This is a genomic window from Vibrio nigripulchritudo (assembly GCF_027924785.1).
In the GTDB taxonomy this organism is placed as follows: Bacteria; Pseudomonadota; Gammaproteobacteria; order Enterobacterales; family Vibrionaceae; genus Vibrio; species Vibrio nigripulchritudo.
The window spans coordinates 778,387-794,093 of the sequence record NZ_AP027050.1 but is presented as its reverse complement, the minus strand read 5'-3'; the positions used below and the strand labels follow the sequence as shown (position 1 = coordinate 794,093).

Genomic DNA, 15,707 nt, shown 5'->3' with positions numbered 1-15,707 from the left:
TTCCAATACCACCTACTTACCTAAAAACCCATGAATAATATGCGCCTAACAACAATCAGGAGTAATACATGACCAAAGCAATTCATTCCATGGTTCGTGTGTTTGATTTGGATAAGTCTTTGGAATTCTACGATAAAGCACTAGGCTTATCTGTCGCAGACCGCTACGACTTTGACGGTTTTTCTCTGATTTATCTAAGAAACAAAGAAACCGCTTTCGAGCTTGAATTAACGTACAACCACGATCAAAAAGAACCTTATACTCATGGAACTGGTTACGGTCATCTGGCTGTATCTGTGGACAACGCCGATGAAAGCCATAAAATGGCATCTGAAGCAGGTCTTGAACCAACCCCGGTAAAAGAGTTCTTCCATAATAACGAACGCCTCGCTAAGTTCTTTTTCTTGCAAGACCCAGACGGCTACAAGATTGAGTTTATCGAGCGAGACGGTCGATTCGAATAATTATAATAATGACACTTATGTTTAATCTAAAGTGCGAATAGAGTGCCTGACTCCCTCAAGTTGGGCTCATCTCTCATCCTTGTCATTGGCAGTTTAATTTTCAGACCCCCTCGGCGTCCTCCAACAACCCTCAGACACTGAGGAAAATTAAACCGCCACTTTTTTCTCTATTTTCTACCAAAGGAAATCTTATGATTCACTTACTTGCTTGCTTTACGGCTAAATCTGGTCAGGAAGAACAACTGAAGTCTATGCTTCGCGAAATGATTGAACCAACTCGTGCTGAGCCTGGCTGCGTTCGTTACGAATTGTTTGAAGATAATGGTCAGGAAGGTCATTTTATTTTTAATGAAAGCTTTATTGATCAAAAAGCATTTGAAGAGCATCAAGCCACTCCACACTTTTTGAACCTTATTGAAAACGTGGGTGACCTGCTTGCAGAAGAAATTAAGATCATTACTCTTTCCCCTGTTGAATAAGATTTAGAGCAGTGACCAAATAAAAAAACGCCTTTGACAGTCAAGCTCTGCCAAAGGCGCTTCTCCTCCACCCCGAGGATAAATTCTACTTCTTTTCAATTGGAAATAAGCTTTCTTAATGAGCTTAGTTAAAATTTAGAACATCCTTACTTAAGCGCAAGCTTAATTGTCAAAATTTATGCATTTAATTAGACAATTAACCCTTTTGGGTGAGTTTTAATAATATTTTGAATAGCCACTCATACTGTTTATTTCAAATGCCGTCTTAAATCCCTCTTACAAAAAATCAATGCGATTTATTTAACGAATATGAGCTTTATTGCAAATCAATTTGTTGACTAAATTTTATATAATCAATATGTTACTGTCTGTCTGCTAAGCAATCTCATTCTGGGTTCTTGTGTTGTGTCCCGTATGTAACAGCGCGGATATTTTTCTACTTAAGATATTATTCATCACAAGGAAACGTTATGAACTTCTCAGCGAAGATGGTAGTTGTTATTGCTATTGGGGCAGCATTGTATGGAATAGGTGGACTACCCATGTTCGGTATTCCTGTATTTGCCAATACCACTTTAAAACCTGCAATGGCTGTTCTGGCTCTGTTTTCTGTCATGTTTGGTCCTGTTGTTGGTTTCTTAGTTGGTTTTATTGGTCACTGGATCACTGACTTATTCGCGGGCTGGGGCGTGTGGATTACGTGGGTTCTCGGGTCTGGAATTGTTGGGCTGATCATGGGGCTTTTCCCGGTATTAACTCGTGAGCGTTTGAATAACGGTGAGCTACCTGCGAAAGACTTTTCCCTGTTTGTCTTATTAGCTCTGATTGGTAACGTTCTCGGTTACGGCTGCTCAGCATTCCTGGACACCATTCTGTACGCAGAACCTTTCACCAAGGTATTTACTCAGCTAACCATCATTGCATCTGCAAATACGGTTCTGATTGCCGTTGTCGGTTTCTTTATCCTGAAAGCCGTTGCCAAGAGAAAAAAGCAAAGCCGCAATCTGTCTGAGGCGTAATTCACTCATGACCATTGAGTTTTCAGACTTTTCTTTTCGATATGAGTCGCAGTCAAACGCGACTCTGAAAAATCTCAATCTTCAAATCAATCCGGGCGAAAAAATTCTTATCATTGGCCCTAGTGGCAGCGGGAAATCGACGCTCGGGCACTGTCTGAACGGGCTTATACCCGCTTCGTTTAAAGGCGAAACAAAGGGCTCACTGACTTTTAATGGCGTTGCCTCCGATACCATGAAACTGCATCAGTTTACCGAACAGGTAGGAACCGTATTGCAAGACACCGACAGCCAGTTTGTCGGATTGAGTGTCGCTGAGGACATCGCTTTCGCACTGGAAAACCAGAGAGTCACAAACAAGCAGATGCTGACGACCGTCGAACAGACGGCAAAAATGGTCGATCTTGAAAGCATGTTGGCTCACTCCCCTCACGATTTGTCTGGAGGGCAAAAGCAACGTGTCTCCCTAGCGGGTGTTTTGGTGGATGACGTGGACATTCTGCTTTTTGATGAACCTCTTGCCAGTCTTGACCCTGTGACCAGTAAAAAGACCATCGACATCATCGACAGAATTCATCGGGAAACACAAAAAACCGTTGTCATCATAGAGCACCGCCTTGAAGATGTTCTGCACCAGCATGTGGATCGCGTGGTATTGATGAGTAAAGGTGAGATTGTTTACCAATCCACTCCCGACAAGTTACTCAAATCAGGGTTACTCACTCAATATGGCATTCGCGAACCTTTGTACCTGTCTGCATTGAAAAAGGCACAATTCTCCATTGAACACATTGATCATTTGTCACAGCTGAGTGAACTCCCGCTAGATGATATAGCGCCTCAGTTAAGGCAGTGGATGAAAGATAACCCTCCTCCCAACCCAATACCTTGTGCAGACACTTTACTGTCTGTAGATAATCTCTCGTACTCCTATGACGGACAGAACAAGGTTCTCGATAACGTTTCTTTCGAGTTTAAACGCGGAGAATTCGTTTCCATTCTCGGTAAAAATGGTTCTGGAAAATCCACTCTGATAAAACTCATTATGGGTGTCTTAAAACCCGATTCAGGGCAACTGATTTGGGAGAATCAGGATCTTGCTGAACAATCGATATTCGAACGAAGCAAGAAGGTGGGCGTGGTACAGCAGAACCCAAACCATATGATTTCACAGCATATGATTTTTGACGAAGTGGCGTTCAGCCTGAGAAATCAAGGCATGTCAGAATCGCAAATCGAGTCTAAGGTTCTGGACGTTTTAGAGCTGTGCGGTTTGAAACCTTTCAGACACTGGCCCATTGAAGCCTTGAGTTACGGTCAGCGCAAGCGGGTCACCATCGCCTCTATTCTGGTCTCTGAGCCAGAACTTTTGATTCTTGATGAACCAACAGCGGGTCAGGATTATCGCAACTACACCTCAATGCTTGAGTTCATCAGGGAGCTTAACAGGAAGCTAGGAATCACTGTTGCCATCGTTTCTCACGACATGCATTTGGTTTTGGAATACACAACCCGAGCCATTCTGATATCCGATGGAAAAGTCATTGCTGATGCGCCGGTAACAGAAGTTTTCAGCCAACCAGACCTGCTCCAGTCAACCAATCTAGCACCAACCAGTCTGTATGATCTGGCAAATAAAGTGGGTATCGAAGACGCCAGCGGTTTTATGCAAAAGTTCATTTCTGAAGAAGTGAAAGGCGAGATTGCATTATGAACCCCGCTTCAAAAATAAACTTCGGAATCAACTATGTAGATACTCAGTCGCCTTTGCACCGACTGAACGGACTCACCAAATTAGTGCTGTTTGCTGCTTGGGTCACAGTGGTTCTGACGACGTTTGACCTTCGCATCTTGCTCCCTGTTGTACTCTTGGGAATGGGCTTACTGCGCTGGAGTAAAGTACCCTTTCGAATTTATCGCCCACTGCTTTTCGGAGCAATTGTTGTGCTTTCTTTGAATGCGCTGTTTATGTTTCTGCTCGCCCCAAAACAAGGACCAGAGCTGATAGGCAGCGAGCACATTCTTTTGCCTTTATGGGGAAGTTATTCTTTGTCTCAGGAAACTCTGTTCTACCTTGTGACAGTGACCATCAAATACTTCAGCATGTTTCCCATTGCGCTTGTTTTTGTTTTTACTACTCATCCGACAGAATTTGCTGCAAGTCTCAACCGTATCGGATTGCCCTACAAGATCGCTTATGCCGTGAGTTTAACCTTGCGTTACCTGCCTGAAGTGAAAAGGGATTTTGTGAACATATTGCATGCGCAGCAAGCCAGAGGGCTGGATATGTCGAAGAACGTCTCGTTTTTTCAGAGGCTTCGCAGCGTTGCCCATATTTTGGGACCACTGATTTTCGCAAGCCTTGAACGGGCAGACACTATCTCCAATGCCATGACCTTGCGCGGCTTTGGCAGACACAAAACCCGAACCTGGTACAGCGCCAGACCGCTAACCAAAACGGACAGGTCGGTTATTTTTGCAGTCCTGGTCATCGCCATACTCGCGATTGTGAAACGATACAACGACCCAACCCTGTTCTGGTATCCGTTTTAGCTGTGTCCAGAAATTTCCGACAGACAAAACAAAGCCCGCATTGAGCGGGCTTAGTTAACTTCGTTTTCGACTACCACGAAATTTTTTAATGTATTCCTTAAACTCTTCGTCAGACAGATCCTTTTTTCTGTCTCTTAGGGACGCGACCAATAAATCGCCACCGTTATGCTTAATTAAGTCTTCTAACGTCAGGTTTTTAATAGGGTCTGGCAGTTTGCTTCGCTTTGCCATTTAGTGCTTTTCTTATTTCCAGAACAATACAAACAATCATGAGTGTCAGGCTGGCAAGAATGGCGTTTTCCACTCTCACCGACTGGAAGACCATGTCATTTCCGTAATATGCTGCGCTCCATGACATACCAAACACCACGCCAGTCGCTAGGCAAACCAGAAAATTAAACATAAAACCTCCAAAATTTGACGTCAGTATTCTGACATATTGTATAGCAGGGGTTTACTACTCCATTAAACAACTGTCTGTTGATGTTTAGAGGTGACACTCAAAATAAACTTTTGAATGACTAAATAGCCAGATTTCTAGTCGATTTAATAAGTTAAGCCAACAAGGTTGACGTTCAAGCTGTTAACTTTATGTGCTACTTAACCAGTCAGGTACGTTTTGAAAACACACAGGGCGAAGCCAGCGATCAATCGATGTACTTCCTACTGAGGTGTACTGAGTATTGGACGTTGCCGGGAAGGGACCGCCATGCACCATAGACTGGCAAACTTCGACTCCGGTTGGGAAGCCATTAAAAATAATTCGCCCCGCTTTATGCTGAGCCAACGAAGCCAGCGAAGTAACTTCTTCACTTTCTCTCTGTTCGCTCAGCCAGAATGTGAAAGTCAGTTGCCCTTCAAGCACTTCGATGATTTGTCTGATTGAGGAAATGTCTTCAGCCACCACAACCAGCGACGCCGAACCAAAAACCTCTTCCTGCCAGACTGCTGGATCGGCAAGAAATTCGGCATCGGATATTTTGAACAAAGCCGGATAACAAAGGTTTTCACCTTCTCCTTTTGCTGCATTAGCTTCGGCGAGCTTTTTCGCTCCCAGGTTTTCCAGACGTTCAACTCCTTGCTGATATGACAACCGAATATGACGGTTAAGCATGGTTTGCGCACTTTGTGCCGCCACATTCTCGCTCAGTGTCCTGAGAAATCCTTCAGACTCGCTGTTATTCTCAAGCAGAATCAGACCGGGATTGGTACAGAACTGCCCTGCACCTAAACAGATAGACCCTGTCATACCTGCCGCAATATCATCCGCTGATTCTTTTAACGCCGTTTCGGTAACGAAAACCGGATTAATGGAGCTCATTTCAGCAAACACAGGAATCGGGACATTTCGTTGCTGGGCAAGTCGGGTAAGTGCTAGTCCCCCTTTTTTAGAACCAGTGAACCCCACTCCCTTGATCGCAGGGTGAGAAACCAACTGCCCTCCAATAGTGCTGCCACTCCCAGACAACAAACTGAACACACCTTTTGGCACCGCAGATTTTTCAATCGCGGCAACAATCGCACTCGCTGCAAGGTATGACAAATGTGGGTGTGAAGAGTGCGCTTTCACAATAACAGAGCACCCCGCCGCCAAGGCAGATGCTGTGTCGCCACCAGCTACAGAAAACGCCAGCGGGAAGTTACTAGCGCCAAACACAGCAACCGGTCCGATAGAACGTTTTACTAACGTCAGAGATGGTCTGGGCAGCGGCGCTCTTTCTGGCAGAGCTTCGTCATGCATTACGGGCTCATCTTGATCAATCAGCGCATTGGCGAAGAGGTTCAGCTGCCCGACAGTACGCTGTAACTCCCCTTTTAACCTGAGCTCTGGCAACCCAGTCTCCAGAACGCCAAAATGCACAATGTCGGCTTCGCGTGCTAACAGCTCGCTCCCTATGGCTTGTAAAAACTCACCTCTTTTTGCGCGAGGAAATTCCGAATAGGCGCGCCACGCCCGTTCTGCTTGCTCGCATGCCGTTACTACCTGTTCGGACGATGCGGTATCAAATGTATTCGGTAATGTTTGGTTGGTTGAAGGGTTAACTGCGTGGGTTGGATTTCCCTCACCTTTTACCCATTGTCCGGCTATCACCAATTTTCCCAGATTCTCCATAGCGCATCAGCTCCCTAACAAGTTCTTGGCGAAAAGATATTTATACAGTTCACGCACCCCGTATTCCCACGGAGGCAATTTTTCACTGTGTTCAACGGTGTTTGTAAGGACGCCCAAATGCTTAGAATGAATGGTTACCACATCCCCGACATGATGAGTAAAACCACTGCCCGGTTCGTCCCTGTCCTGAATTGGGGCAAACATGGTTCCCAGAAACAGGGCAACACCATCCGGGTATTGGTGGTGGTCACCAATAAGCTGATTGACCAGTTTCTGAGGCGTGCGGCTGATGTTTTTCATATCTGAAGACTCACTGAGTGAGAAGCCATCTCTCCCTTTGATGTCCAAATTCACTACCTCAGATTCAATATCACTGAGCGTAAATTGTTCGGTAAAAATTCGAATCAAAGGCCCTATCGCGCATGAAGCGTTGTTGTCTTTGGCTTTACCCAGTAATAAGGCGCTACGACCTTCATAGTCCCGTAAATTGACGTCGTTTCCTAGGGTCGCCCCAACGATTTTCCCTTGGTGATTGATCGCCAGTACCACCTCTGGCTCTGGGTTGTTCCAGTGAGAGGTAGACAAGACACCCACAGACGCCTCAGCTCCGACACTCGACATTGGCTGCCCTTTGGTAAAGATTTCAGCATCCGGTCCTATCCCAACTTCCAGATACTGACTCCATAGCCCTTTTTCCTGAAGGAACGCTTTTAGCTTCTGAGCTGACTCGCTTCCCGGCTCCACCTGACGAAGATCATTGCCGATAGCCTGATTCAGTTCCTGACGCAGGCTTTCTGCTTTTTGAGGGTCGCCACCTGCGTTTTCCTCGATGACTCTTTCCAGCATACTTACTGCAAAGGTAACGCCTGCCGCTTTGATGGCTTGCAGATCCAAAGGTGAAAGCAAGCTGTAATCCTGATTGCCCTCTTCGATAAGCTGTTCCCAACTGCCAATGGGGTTGTCATCCCAATCTCGTAACACGGTTTCTAATGAGTCTGAATCTAATAAATCGCTCACGGTCGGGTATTGTGGTGTCAGGTCATACACCTGATGTTGTTTAACCAATACCACTCGCGGACCGCCTTCTCTGTTCGACCAGACTCTGCCAATCCACAGCGCAGAATCATCCTTGGGGATCATCGTCATTCCTTTGCTCCTTTTCTTATATTCCGATTCGTTTACGCAGTTGATCACTCATTTGGTAGGCGTTTTCGGCATTTCCCCCTACCTCCATCTCGGCGCTCAACAAAGCCCCTTCCAATGGATTTCTAGCCAGTTGCTCATCCGACAACGAAAACTGCGCAGAAGTAATAAACAAGGTTTTCCCTTCTGCGCCGCCAAAAGTGCAGCTTGTGGGGTTGGTAACAGGTAATTTCACGACCTTGTCTAGAGAGCCATCCGGCGCAATACGAATGATTTCAGAACCACCAAATCGGCAGTTCCACAAATAGCCTTCATCGTCGATACAGGAACCATCTGGGTCACCGTTTGGGTATCCTTCAAAAAACACGCTTTGGTTACTCACTTCTCCAGACTGCTCATCGTAATCAAACGCCCAGATCACGTTGTTCATCGAATCGCCAAAGTAGAAAGTGGAACGATCTGGCGACCATGCCATGGTGTTGGTTAAACCGATGTTGTAATCCGTCCACTGACTGGAGTTTCCCAAATCATCCACACTAAAAAGCGCCCCGGATTCGCGAGTCATCGCCTTTCCGCTTCCATCAGCATGCAGGTTGGTCTGCATTGATGACACCCAGAAACGCCCCTGAGGATCGCATTTCCCTTCGTTCAAGCGATTACCCACCATGGAGTCTGGCTGGCAAACGGGAATGGTCTTTCCGCTGATTTTATCCAGCAGTGCAACCCCGTTGGCAAATGCGACAATCCAGTATTGGTCTGACTGAGCAACCCGAGCACAAGCCGTTGGAAAGTCTTCGGTTTTAATGGTTTCGCATGTTCCGTCCAGTGACACGCTGACAAGGAGTTTGCCGATAATATCGACAAACACCACGCGCTGGTTTTTCGCGTCCCACAACGGGCTTTCTCCTACGCTAAACCGTTCCGACGACACCGCGTTAAACTTGTCCATGCCTACCTCCTAATTGGGGTCGGTTAAATCTGGGTCTGCCCAGTTTGTGTTAGGTGTGTACGCAAACCAGCCAGGTCTCGATGGGTCTCTGTCGTACGGGTAGCCACCCAGTTTTTTGTAGAGCTCTGAGTACTGTTCTAACATGTCTTTGTCGAGCTCAACACCTAGCCCCGGAGTGGTCGGAACGCGGATTTTCCCGTCTTTGTATTCGAATTTTCCGCCCTGAATCACATCATCCATCAGGTGGTGGTAGTGGGCATCAGCCGCGTAGGTTAACGTTGGGAGAACGGCTCCCAGATGGAGCATGGTTGCCAACTGAATACCCAGTTCTCCAGAAGAGTGAACAGATACACTGGTCTGGAAGGTTTCGCACACGTTCGCCGCTTTAATGCAGTTTCGAATCCCGCCCCAGAACGTGGTATCCAGCAGGATGACATCCACGGCCGGATCACGAACGTTAGTCGCTAACTGTTCAAAGTTGATAATGACGGTATTCGTCGCGTTCGGAATCTGAACGCGGTTGCGAACCGTGCGCATACCGTTTAATCCCCACGTCGGGTCTTCGTAGTAATCGTTATTTAAGTCTTCGATATTGCGACCGAACCAAATGGCTTCTTCGACCGAAAATGCGGCATTCGGATCGTATCGAACTTTGTCGCCCGGCAGTGATTGCGCCATCGCCCTGAAAAGCTCCAATTCATATTCAGGGGGGAATACCCCACTTTTTAGCTTATGAACGCGAAAACCGTGTTGCTCCTTAAGGGCTTTTGCATGGGCTATAAGCTGTTCTTTGGTGCGAACCTCGCCTTCTCCGTTGTCATTGTTGAATCGGAAAAACAGATAACTGGCGAACTCCACTTCGTCCCGGACTTTGCCCCCCAAAAGGTCGCACACTGGTACGCCGAGAAACTTGCCACAAATATCCAGACAGGCAAATTCAATAGCCGCGTGGTATTGAGTCCGGTTGTTATAAAGACTGGCTGTCGGGTTACAAATCTTCATTCGCAACGCTTCCAGTTCAAATGGATCGTGCCCGACGAGGTATTGTTTCAAACCTTCAATCATGGCTTCTGCCGATTCACCACCACCACCCATTTCTCCCAATCCGGTGATGCCCACATCGGTTTCGACCTGAACCACAGTTCGGACAAATCGCCCCCAGTGAGCACCATTGGAGTGTCGCAGTGGGGCTTCTAAGGGAACCGTGATTGTGGTGGCTTTGATATCCGTAATCTTTGGGTGCTTCATTCTTCTCTCCCTTTAACTGATCAACCTAACCATGTGATCGACAGACGTATCTTCAATGGCTAAATCGGCGGTTTTCTCACCCCGAGCCATTGCCACAATCCGATCGGATACCTGATAGACGTGGTGTAAATTGTGGCTAATGAAAATGCAGGTTACGCCCTGATTTTTCAGCATCTCGATGTATTCCAGCACCTTGTCTGTCTCTTTAACGGACAGATGGTTTGTGGGTTCATCAAGAATCAGAATTCGCGAGCGAAAGTAGATGGCGCGAGCAATGGCGACCCCTTGGCGTTGCCCACCAGACAGCTCTTTTATCGGTCGGTGCGGGTATTCCAGATCCAACCCCACATCTTTGATTGCTCTTACGGCTTCTTCTGCCATTTTGGCTTCACTAAGCCAGCCAAAGCCCCGAGGACCTTTACTTCGCATTTCCCGACCGATGAACATGTTCCTCACAATCGACATTTCCGGAACCATGGCGGTGTATTGGTAAATGGTTTCGATCCCTAAACCCATCGCGTGCCGTGGGTTTCGAATCTGAACAGGCTCGTTATCCATCAATATCTCGCCGCTGCTCTGCGAGTGAACGCCCGACAATATTTTGATAAGGGTGGATTTGCCTGCGCCGTTGTCGCCAATCAACCCAATGACTTCACCCCTCGCCGCCGAGAAGTTCACATTTTTCAGTGCTTCAACACCTGAGTAGGATTTGGAAATATTTCTGCATTCCAGCAATGGAGATTCGTTCATGCTTCCCTCCTACACTTTCATTTTGTCCGCCGCACGGCGGGTATAAGTATTGAGTGCTACCGAGAACACAATCATTGCGCCGACCGCAAACTTGAACCAGTTGGCATCGATTCGGTTGATGATGATGATGTTTTCAATAAACGCGATAAGCAGCGCACCTATGATGGCACCCATTACCGTGCCCACGCCCCCTGTGAGCGCCGCACCACCAATCACCGCGGCAGCAATAGCGTGAAGTTCAAATCCGGTTCCCATGGTTGGAATGATGGCTTTGATACGAAAACACTGAATGATGCCTGCAAAGCCTGCTAGCACAGAACACAGCACAAAAGCGGTTGTCTTTACCAAAGCGGTATTGATACCCATATCGTGTGCAGCCTGAGTGTTGCCTCCAGTGGCGTAAATCCAGCTTCCGAAATCGGTTCTTCTCAGCCACATGGCAAGCACGATGGCGAAGGCCACCAGATAGAAAATCGATGCTCTCAGCAAATCGATTCGTCCAACTAGCCATGACGTATCCATGTCTCTTGGAAATGGAGGCGGAAACCCGCCGGACATCACGATCGTCAGGCTGCGGATCATAAACAGCATGCCTAGCGTTGTGATAAATGAAGGCAGACCAATTTTCAGAGTGATAAATGAGTTACAAAGCCCTATCGCCGCAGCACCGATAAGCGCGACCACGATAGCCAGCCCAACGGGAATGCCCGCAGCAAGCAGCAGCACCATGATCATGGGCGAAAAAGCAAACACGGAACCGACAGATAAATCGAACTCGCCCGATACCATCAATATGGTGACGCCAATTGCTATCAGGGTAATTTCTGGGATCGGCTGCAAGATGATCATGAAATTGTTCAGTGTCAGAAAATACGGATTCGAGGCAGAGAACAACGCCAGCATAATCAGCAGCATGAGAAAGGCACTGACTTCAGGTCTTGAAAGCAGGTCTTTGACTTGTCTTCGCACGTTCATTCTGGATTCCTTTTGAATAGGGGCGGAATCGCCCCTTAATTCTTGTTCCATGCTTAGCGAACTCCCTGATCAATGTACTTCTCAAGCGTGGGTACATCTTTCTTGGTGATCAGAGCTTTACCCGTATTGACATCCCACGCGCTCAAGCCAAATTTGTTGATTAGGTGGAGCTGTAAAATCGGCAGATAACCTTGCAGATAGGGTTGCTGGTCAACCGTTAGGTGAACGTAGCCTTTCTTCATTTCATCGATAAGGATTGGCACAAGGTCGAAACCACCCATCAGTATTTCGTCCGGCTTTTTACCCAGATCGCGCAGGCATTCCCCAGCCCCTGCGAACCAGAATCCGGCACCAATCACCGCACTGGTTTCTGGGTGCCCCTGAACGTACTGACAGATACGCGAACCGGTGATTGACAGGTCGTTGCCCGAGTCGATCACGTCGAAGGTCACTTTCCAGTCTGGGTTTTGATCATTGAGTTCTTTCAGGTACTTTTTCGCACCGCCAATGCGGTCTTCTGCCCAGCTTTCTCCCGGTCTGGCAAGACCAAGCAACACGTGTGCAGGTTTGCTGCGATCAAATTGCGCCGCTAAACCCTTAGCGACTTCGTAACCTGCCTGGAAGAGATCCTGACCAACAAACGCCAACCTTGCGCTCCCCAGTTCACCTTGGGTGTCATCCACATTGGACACAATCACCGGAATGCCCTTGTCGACCGCTCTCTGAATCGCTTCGTCGTAAAGATTGTCATCCACCACCACGGTAACAATGCCATCTACCCCTTGGTTCACCACGGTTTCAAAGTTTTGCAGATGCATTTGAAGGTTGCCGTTTTCCTGCGTAAACAGCAGTTGGCAGTCCGCTTTCAGCGTTTCACACGCATCGTCCATCCCACGTTTGATGGTTTGCCAGAAGGTGTTATCGATACCCGTTTGGGTCAGGTAAGTGAATCGCAGCGTTTTTTCCTTCTCGGCTGCAATACCGGGGGAAGCGAATCCCAACAGGGTCGTACTAAGCAAAGCGCTCAGTACCATGAGTTTTTTACAGTTAAACATGACTCTATTCCTCGTCCTTTTGAACAGATTTACGTTTCTTCAGATATGACAACTCCCTAGCACCTTCAAGAAGGCACCATAGTCAGACTCTGTATTCACGCGGTTAAAGTTGTTTCAAACTCTGCAGAACTTCAAAACATGCAGATAGTGGGTGATAGTCCGTTTTGCTTGGTGGGCTTTTCAGGTCGTCGTAACGCTTATTATCGGTATCCAAGACCCGATACCAGCCGCCGTATTGATGATCAATAAAGTGTCTTTCTGCCACCGACCACATGGTGTCGTACCAGTCCCAATATTTGTCTTCTCCGGTTTCAACCGCCAGAGCGGCGGACGCAGCAATGGTTTCCGCAGTCACCCAGTAATATCTGTCGGTATCGACCACTTGCCTGTCCGGCGAGAAGGTGTAGTTCATCCCGTCTGTGCTGGGGTCCCAACTCACATCCAGAGCAGTATCGAAAAGGTGAGCGGCGGTCTCGATCATCCATTCTTCCCGTTGATACCGAGACAGAATCAGCAATAGCTTGGACCACTCGGTGAAATGTCCGGGCAAGTAACCCCAGGGGCGAAAGAGATGTTTGGGATCGTCCAGATTGTATTCCCAGTCGTGTTGCCAGTTCTGATCATAATGCTCCCAGACTAAGCCATCGGCTTTTGATGCCAGTTCGACACAGACTCGTTTCGCCAATGTATAGGCTCTATCCAGAAAGCGAGCCTCTTTGGTGGCTTCATACGCGCAGATCATCGCTTCGCACATGTGCATGTTGGCATTCTGACCTCGATATTCAGATACGTTGCTCCAGCTACCTTCTAAAATCTCATCCACATAAAGCTGCGCATCCTTATCCCAGAAACGCACTTCAAGCACTTCCCAAATATCGTTGAGTAATGTTCGACCACTGGGCGTGTCTGCTTTGATGGAAGCTGCGGCGGCAAGCAGGACAAACGCATGCCCGTAGCAATGGCGGGTGCCATCCTCTACATCCAGCCCATTCAGCACCCAAGCGTATCCGCCGTCCTGCTGCTTGTGGTGCTCCAGCAAAAAGCGAACACCGTGTTCAGCAGCGTCCTGATATTCCTGTTTTCCGGTAATCAGATACGCCAGCGAATAGTTAAATGCGAACCGACAGGTGCCCACCAGATGCTTGGTATCGGTGTCGAAAATGGTGCCGTCATCTTTGAACTGGTTGATGTAGCCTCCTCGTTCCCTGTCGATACATTCAGGGTGATAAAAATCGATGAGGCTCTGAATGTGCGAGGTTAAGAAGGCTTCGCTGCGATAGTCCTTAGTCATGGTCATTTCATCCTTGTTATTCCGGCAATATGATGGGGACCTGACTCATCACGCCGCCATCAACGCGAATGTCAGCCCCTGTCATAAAGGCGCATTTACCTTCTGCGATAAACAGTGCCAGTTCGGCAAGTTCACTCGGTTCGGCTACTCGTCCTAGCGGATGAGCTTTCGCCCACGAATCCAATACCGCTTCTTGTGTTTTGTCCCCTTTCCAGAGATCGGCAGCCCAATGCAACATGGGTGTATTCACAGAGGCAGGACACAGTGCGTTGACTGTGATTTGATCCGCTGCGCAGTCCAGCGCCATAGAGCGGGTAAGCTGAAGAATCGCGCCTTTGGATGCGGCATAGGCTGCCACACCAGTTTGAGAAGCGTATGACTGAACTGAAGCGATATTGATGATGGCACCTTTCCCCTGTTTTCTGATTTCAGGGATGGCGTATTTGCAGGTATGAAAAACGCCGTTTAGATTGACACCAATGACTTCGTTCCAAAGTTCGACACTGGTATCCACCACATCACCGTACCGCTGAATGCCTGCGGAATTGATCACCACATCCAAACGTCCAAAAGCAGAAACCGCTTTCTCCACGCCCGCTTTCACTGCTTCAGCGTCACTCACATCAAGGGTAATGCCCATTAAGTTTTCATTGTGATTGTGGTCTGCAAGCGTGGATTCACGAGACTGCTCATCGTTGGTGAAGAATGTCACCTTGTAGCCTGCGGATAAAAAGCGATCCACCATGGCACGTCCGATCCCGCGAGAACCGCCCGTGACTAACACAGCCTTTGCGCTATTTCCGTTCATTACCGACTCCTCTTCCTTGATGATGTCTAATGGGCTAATGCGCGAAATATTCTGGAAACTGCTTTTGAATCACATCCAAATCCGGGAAAACATGAGCAATATGGGCCAGCATCGCATCCTTCGCTGCTGGCGCATTGCCGACTAAAACCGCATGGACTATCTGCCTGTGCTCATCAATCAATTCGGTCAAAACAGTCGTTCGATTTTTCAAAATCAGCTTACGAATTCGGTCCATGTGAAACTTTGAATCTAAGATGATGCCCCACACCATGGGTTTACCAGCGCATTCACAAATAAGCTGATGCATGCGCTCGTCTGAGTTGTAAAACATTTCAGAATTATTGTTTCTTGCTGCAATTTCCTGCTCATTTAAACAAGTTTCCAAGCTGAGCTGGTCCAGTTCGCTTATGGTGTTTTTTGCCGCCAACTGCGCCAAATCAGCTTCTAACGTTCTTCTGACGTAGTAAGCCGTTTCAAATAAGGCGACACGGATAGGTGCCACCATAAGCTGACGCCGGGATGCGTTATCAATTAGCCTTTCCGTTGTTAGTCTCGCTACCGCCTCACGAACCGGCGTTCGGCTCATTTCCAGCTTATCTGCCAGCATTTGCTCCGATAATGGCTGGTGAGGCAATAGCTCCATTTCGAGAATCATGTCTCTTATCACCCGATACGCTTGCTCGGACGCCGTCAAATAGTCATAACGGTGATTTCGCATTGGATTCTCTCTTTTAAATTGATGCTCTTCTGAATACTGTGTATACACTGCATACACTTGATCGATTTTTAACCGATCAATATTGAAAATGGCGGGATATTGAATAGCGATCACAAGATTGGTTATCTGGATATGAATCAGAGAG

General features: G+C 47.6%; 16 protein-coding genes. 5 read left to right on the top strand and 11 right to left on the bottom strand.

Translation table 11 applies throughout. The features are described from left to right. Window positions 1-68: 68 nt before the first annotated feature. From QMG91_RS21915 to QMG91_RS21895, 5 genes are all read left to right on the top strand, one after another. Entirely contained in the window at window positions 69-464 is a 396-nt protein-coding gene (locus QMG91_RS21915; protein ID WP_004400130.1) for a glyoxalase superfamily protein, read from the top strand. A gap of 191 nt (window positions 465-655) precedes the next feature. Next, window positions 656-943, top strand: a complete 288-nt coding sequence (locus QMG91_RS21910; RefSeq protein ID WP_022561161.1) for a putative quinol monooxygenase — start codon at window positions 656-658, stop codon at window positions 941-943. A 470-nt stretch (window positions 944-1,413) separates the two neighbouring features. After that, the gene (locus QMG91_RS21905; RefSeq protein WP_022561160.1) at window positions 1,414-1,962 is read left to right on the top strand and encodes an ECF-type riboflavin transporter substrate-binding protein; all 549 of its coding nucleotides are present in this window, start codon (window positions 1,414-1,416) and stop codon (window positions 1,960-1,962) included. Window positions 1,963-1,969: 7 nt separating this feature from the next. After that, window positions 1,970-3,673: an ABC transporter ATP-binding protein gene (locus tag QMG91_RS21900; protein WP_281832215.1), complete on the top strand. Its 1,704-nt coding sequence runs from the start codon at window positions 1,970-1,972 to the stop codon at window positions 3,671-3,673. Further along, window positions 3,670-4,512 carry an energy-coupling factor transporter transmembrane component T family protein gene (locus QMG91_RS21895; RefSeq protein ID WP_281832213.1) on the top strand — a complete coding sequence of 281 codons (843 nt, stop codon included), beginning with the start codon at window positions 3,670-3,672 and terminating at the stop codon, window positions 4,510-4,512. Before QMG91_RS21900 ends, QMG91_RS21895 begins: the two co-directional genes overlap by 4 nt. A 196-nt stretch (window positions 4,513-4,708) precedes the next feature. Here the strand turns inward: QMG91_RS21895 and QMG91_RS21890 are convergent, their stop codons facing one another. The 11 genes from QMG91_RS21890 to QMG91_RS21840 form a co-directional block, all read right to left on the bottom strand. Next, complete coding sequence (locus QMG91_RS21890; protein WP_022614355.1) at window positions 4,709-4,915, bottom strand: hypothetical protein; 207 nt, start codon at window positions 4,913-4,915, stop codon at window positions 4,709-4,711. 186 nt (window positions 4,916-5,101) lie between these two features. Next, window positions 5,102-6,625 carry an aldehyde dehydrogenase (NADP(+)) gene (locus tag QMG91_RS21885; protein ID WP_281832210.1) on the bottom strand — a complete coding sequence of 508 codons (1,524 nt, stop codon included), beginning with the start codon at window positions 6,623-6,625 and terminating at the stop codon, window positions 5,102-5,104. Window positions 6,626-6,631: 6 nt separating this feature from the next. Continuing rightward, on the bottom strand, window positions 6,632-7,771 hold the full coding sequence (locus QMG91_RS21880) for a fumarylacetoacetate hydrolase family protein (protein ID WP_281832208.1): 1,140 nt from the start codon (window positions 7,769-7,771) through the stop codon (window positions 6,632-6,634). Window positions 7,772-7,787: 16 nt separating this feature from the next. Then, the gene (locus QMG91_RS21875) at window positions 7,788-8,717 is read right to left on the bottom strand and encodes an SMP-30/gluconolactonase/LRE family protein (RefSeq protein WP_281832206.1); all 930 of its coding nucleotides are present in this window, start codon (window positions 8,715-8,717) and stop codon (window positions 7,788-7,790) included. Between the two features lie 9 nt (window positions 8,718-8,726). Further along, window positions 8,727-9,965 (bottom strand): enolase C-terminal domain-like protein, encoded by a 1,239-nt coding sequence (locus tag QMG91_RS21870; RefSeq protein ID WP_281870349.1) that lies wholly within the window; start codon window positions 9,963-9,965, stop codon window positions 8,727-8,729. Between the two features lie 12 nt (window positions 9,966-9,977). Beyond that, window positions 9,978-10,715, bottom strand: coding sequence for an ATP-binding cassette domain-containing protein (locus tag QMG91_RS21865; protein ID WP_004400143.1), 738 nt, complete (start codon window positions 10,713-10,715; stop codon window positions 9,978-9,980). A gap of 9 nt (window positions 10,716-10,724) precedes the next feature. Further along, window positions 10,725-11,741 (bottom strand): ABC transporter permease, encoded by a 1,017-nt coding sequence (locus tag QMG91_RS21860; protein WP_281832200.1) that lies wholly within the window; start codon window positions 11,739-11,741, stop codon window positions 10,725-10,727. 2 nt (window positions 11,742-11,743) lie between these two features. Then, window positions 11,744-12,745: a sugar ABC transporter substrate-binding protein gene (locus tag QMG91_RS21855; protein WP_022589333.1), complete on the bottom strand. Its 1,002-nt coding sequence runs from the start codon at window positions 12,743-12,745 to the stop codon at window positions 11,744-11,746. A 103-nt stretch (window positions 12,746-12,848) separates the two neighbouring features. Next, on the bottom strand, window positions 12,849-14,042 hold the full coding sequence (locus tag QMG91_RS21850) for an AGE family epimerase/isomerase (protein WP_281832197.1): 1,194 nt from the start codon (window positions 14,040-14,042) through the stop codon (window positions 12,849-12,851). 10 nt (window positions 14,043-14,052) lie between these two features. Beyond that, complete coding sequence (locus QMG91_RS21845; RefSeq protein WP_281832195.1) at window positions 14,053-14,844, bottom strand: SDR family NAD(P)-dependent oxidoreductase; 792 nt, start codon at window positions 14,842-14,844, stop codon at window positions 14,053-14,055. A 34-nt stretch (window positions 14,845-14,878) separates the two neighbouring features. After that, window positions 14,879-15,562, bottom strand: a complete 684-nt coding sequence (locus QMG91_RS21840; protein ID WP_022561149.1) for a GntR family transcriptional regulator — start codon at window positions 15,560-15,562, stop codon at window positions 14,879-14,881. Window positions 15,563-15,707: the final 145 nt, after the last annotated feature.

What these genes read in the sequence shown, in the direction of transcription:
- QMG91_RS21915 (WP_004400130.1), top strand. Translation starts at nt 69, where the DNA reads ATGACCAAAGCAATTCATTCCATGGTTCGTGTGTTTGATTTGGATAAG.
- QMG91_RS21910 (WP_022561161.1), top strand. Translation starts at nt 656, where the DNA reads ATGATTCACTTACTTGCTTGCTTTACGGCTAAATCTGGTCAGGAAGAA.
- QMG91_RS21905 (WP_022561160.1), top strand. Translation starts at nt 1,414, where the DNA reads ATGAACTTCTCAGCGAAGATGGTAGTTGTTATTGCTATTGGGGCAGCA.
- QMG91_RS21900 (WP_281832215.1), top strand. Translation starts at nt 1,970, where the DNA reads ATGACCATTGAGTTTTCAGACTTTTCTTTTCGATATGAGTCGCAGTCA.
- QMG91_RS21895 (WP_281832213.1), top strand. Translation starts at nt 3,670, where the DNA reads ATGAACCCCGCTTCAAAAATAAACTTCGGAATCAACTATGTAGATACT.
- QMG91_RS21890 (WP_022614355.1), bottom strand. Translation starts at nt 4,915, where the DNA reads ATGTTTAATTTTCTGGTTTGCCTAGCGACTGGCGTGGTGTTTGGTATG.
- QMG91_RS21885 (WP_281832210.1), bottom strand. Translation starts at nt 6,625, where the DNA reads ATGGAGAATCTGGGAAAATTGGTGATAGCCGGACAATGGGTAAAAGGT.
- QMG91_RS21880 (WP_281832208.1), bottom strand. Translation starts at nt 7,771, where the DNA reads ATGACGATGATCCCCAAGGATGATTCTGCGCTGTGGATTGGCAGAGTC.
- QMG91_RS21875 (WP_281832206.1), bottom strand. Translation starts at nt 8,717, where the DNA reads ATGGACAAGTTTAACGCGGTGTCGTCGGAACGGTTTAGCGTAGGAGAA.
- QMG91_RS21870 (WP_281870349.1), bottom strand. Translation starts at nt 9,965, where the DNA reads ATGAAGCACCCAAAGATTACGGATATCAAAGCCACCACAATCACGGTT.
- QMG91_RS21865 (WP_004400143.1), bottom strand. Translation starts at nt 10,715, where the DNA reads ATGAACGAATCTCCATTGCTGGAATGCAGAAATATTTCCAAATCCTAC.
- QMG91_RS21860 (WP_281832200.1), bottom strand. Translation starts at nt 11,741, where the DNA reads ATGGAACAAGAATTAAGGGGCGATTCCGCCCCTATTCAAAAGGAATCC.
- QMG91_RS21855 (WP_022589333.1), bottom strand. Translation starts at nt 12,745, where the DNA reads ATGTTTAACTGTAAAAAACTCATGGTACTGAGCGCTTTGCTTAGTACG.
- QMG91_RS21850 (WP_281832197.1), bottom strand. Translation starts at nt 14,042, where the DNA reads ATGACCATGACTAAGGACTATCGCAGCGAAGCCTTCTTAACCTCGCAC.
- QMG91_RS21845 (WP_281832195.1), bottom strand. Translation starts at nt 14,844, where the DNA reads ATGAACGGAAATAGCGCAAAGGCTGTGTTAGTCACGGGCGGTTCTCGC.
- QMG91_RS21840 (WP_022561149.1), bottom strand. Translation starts at nt 15,562, where the DNA reads ATGCGAAATCACCGTTATGACTATTTGACGGCGTCCGAGCAAGCGTAT.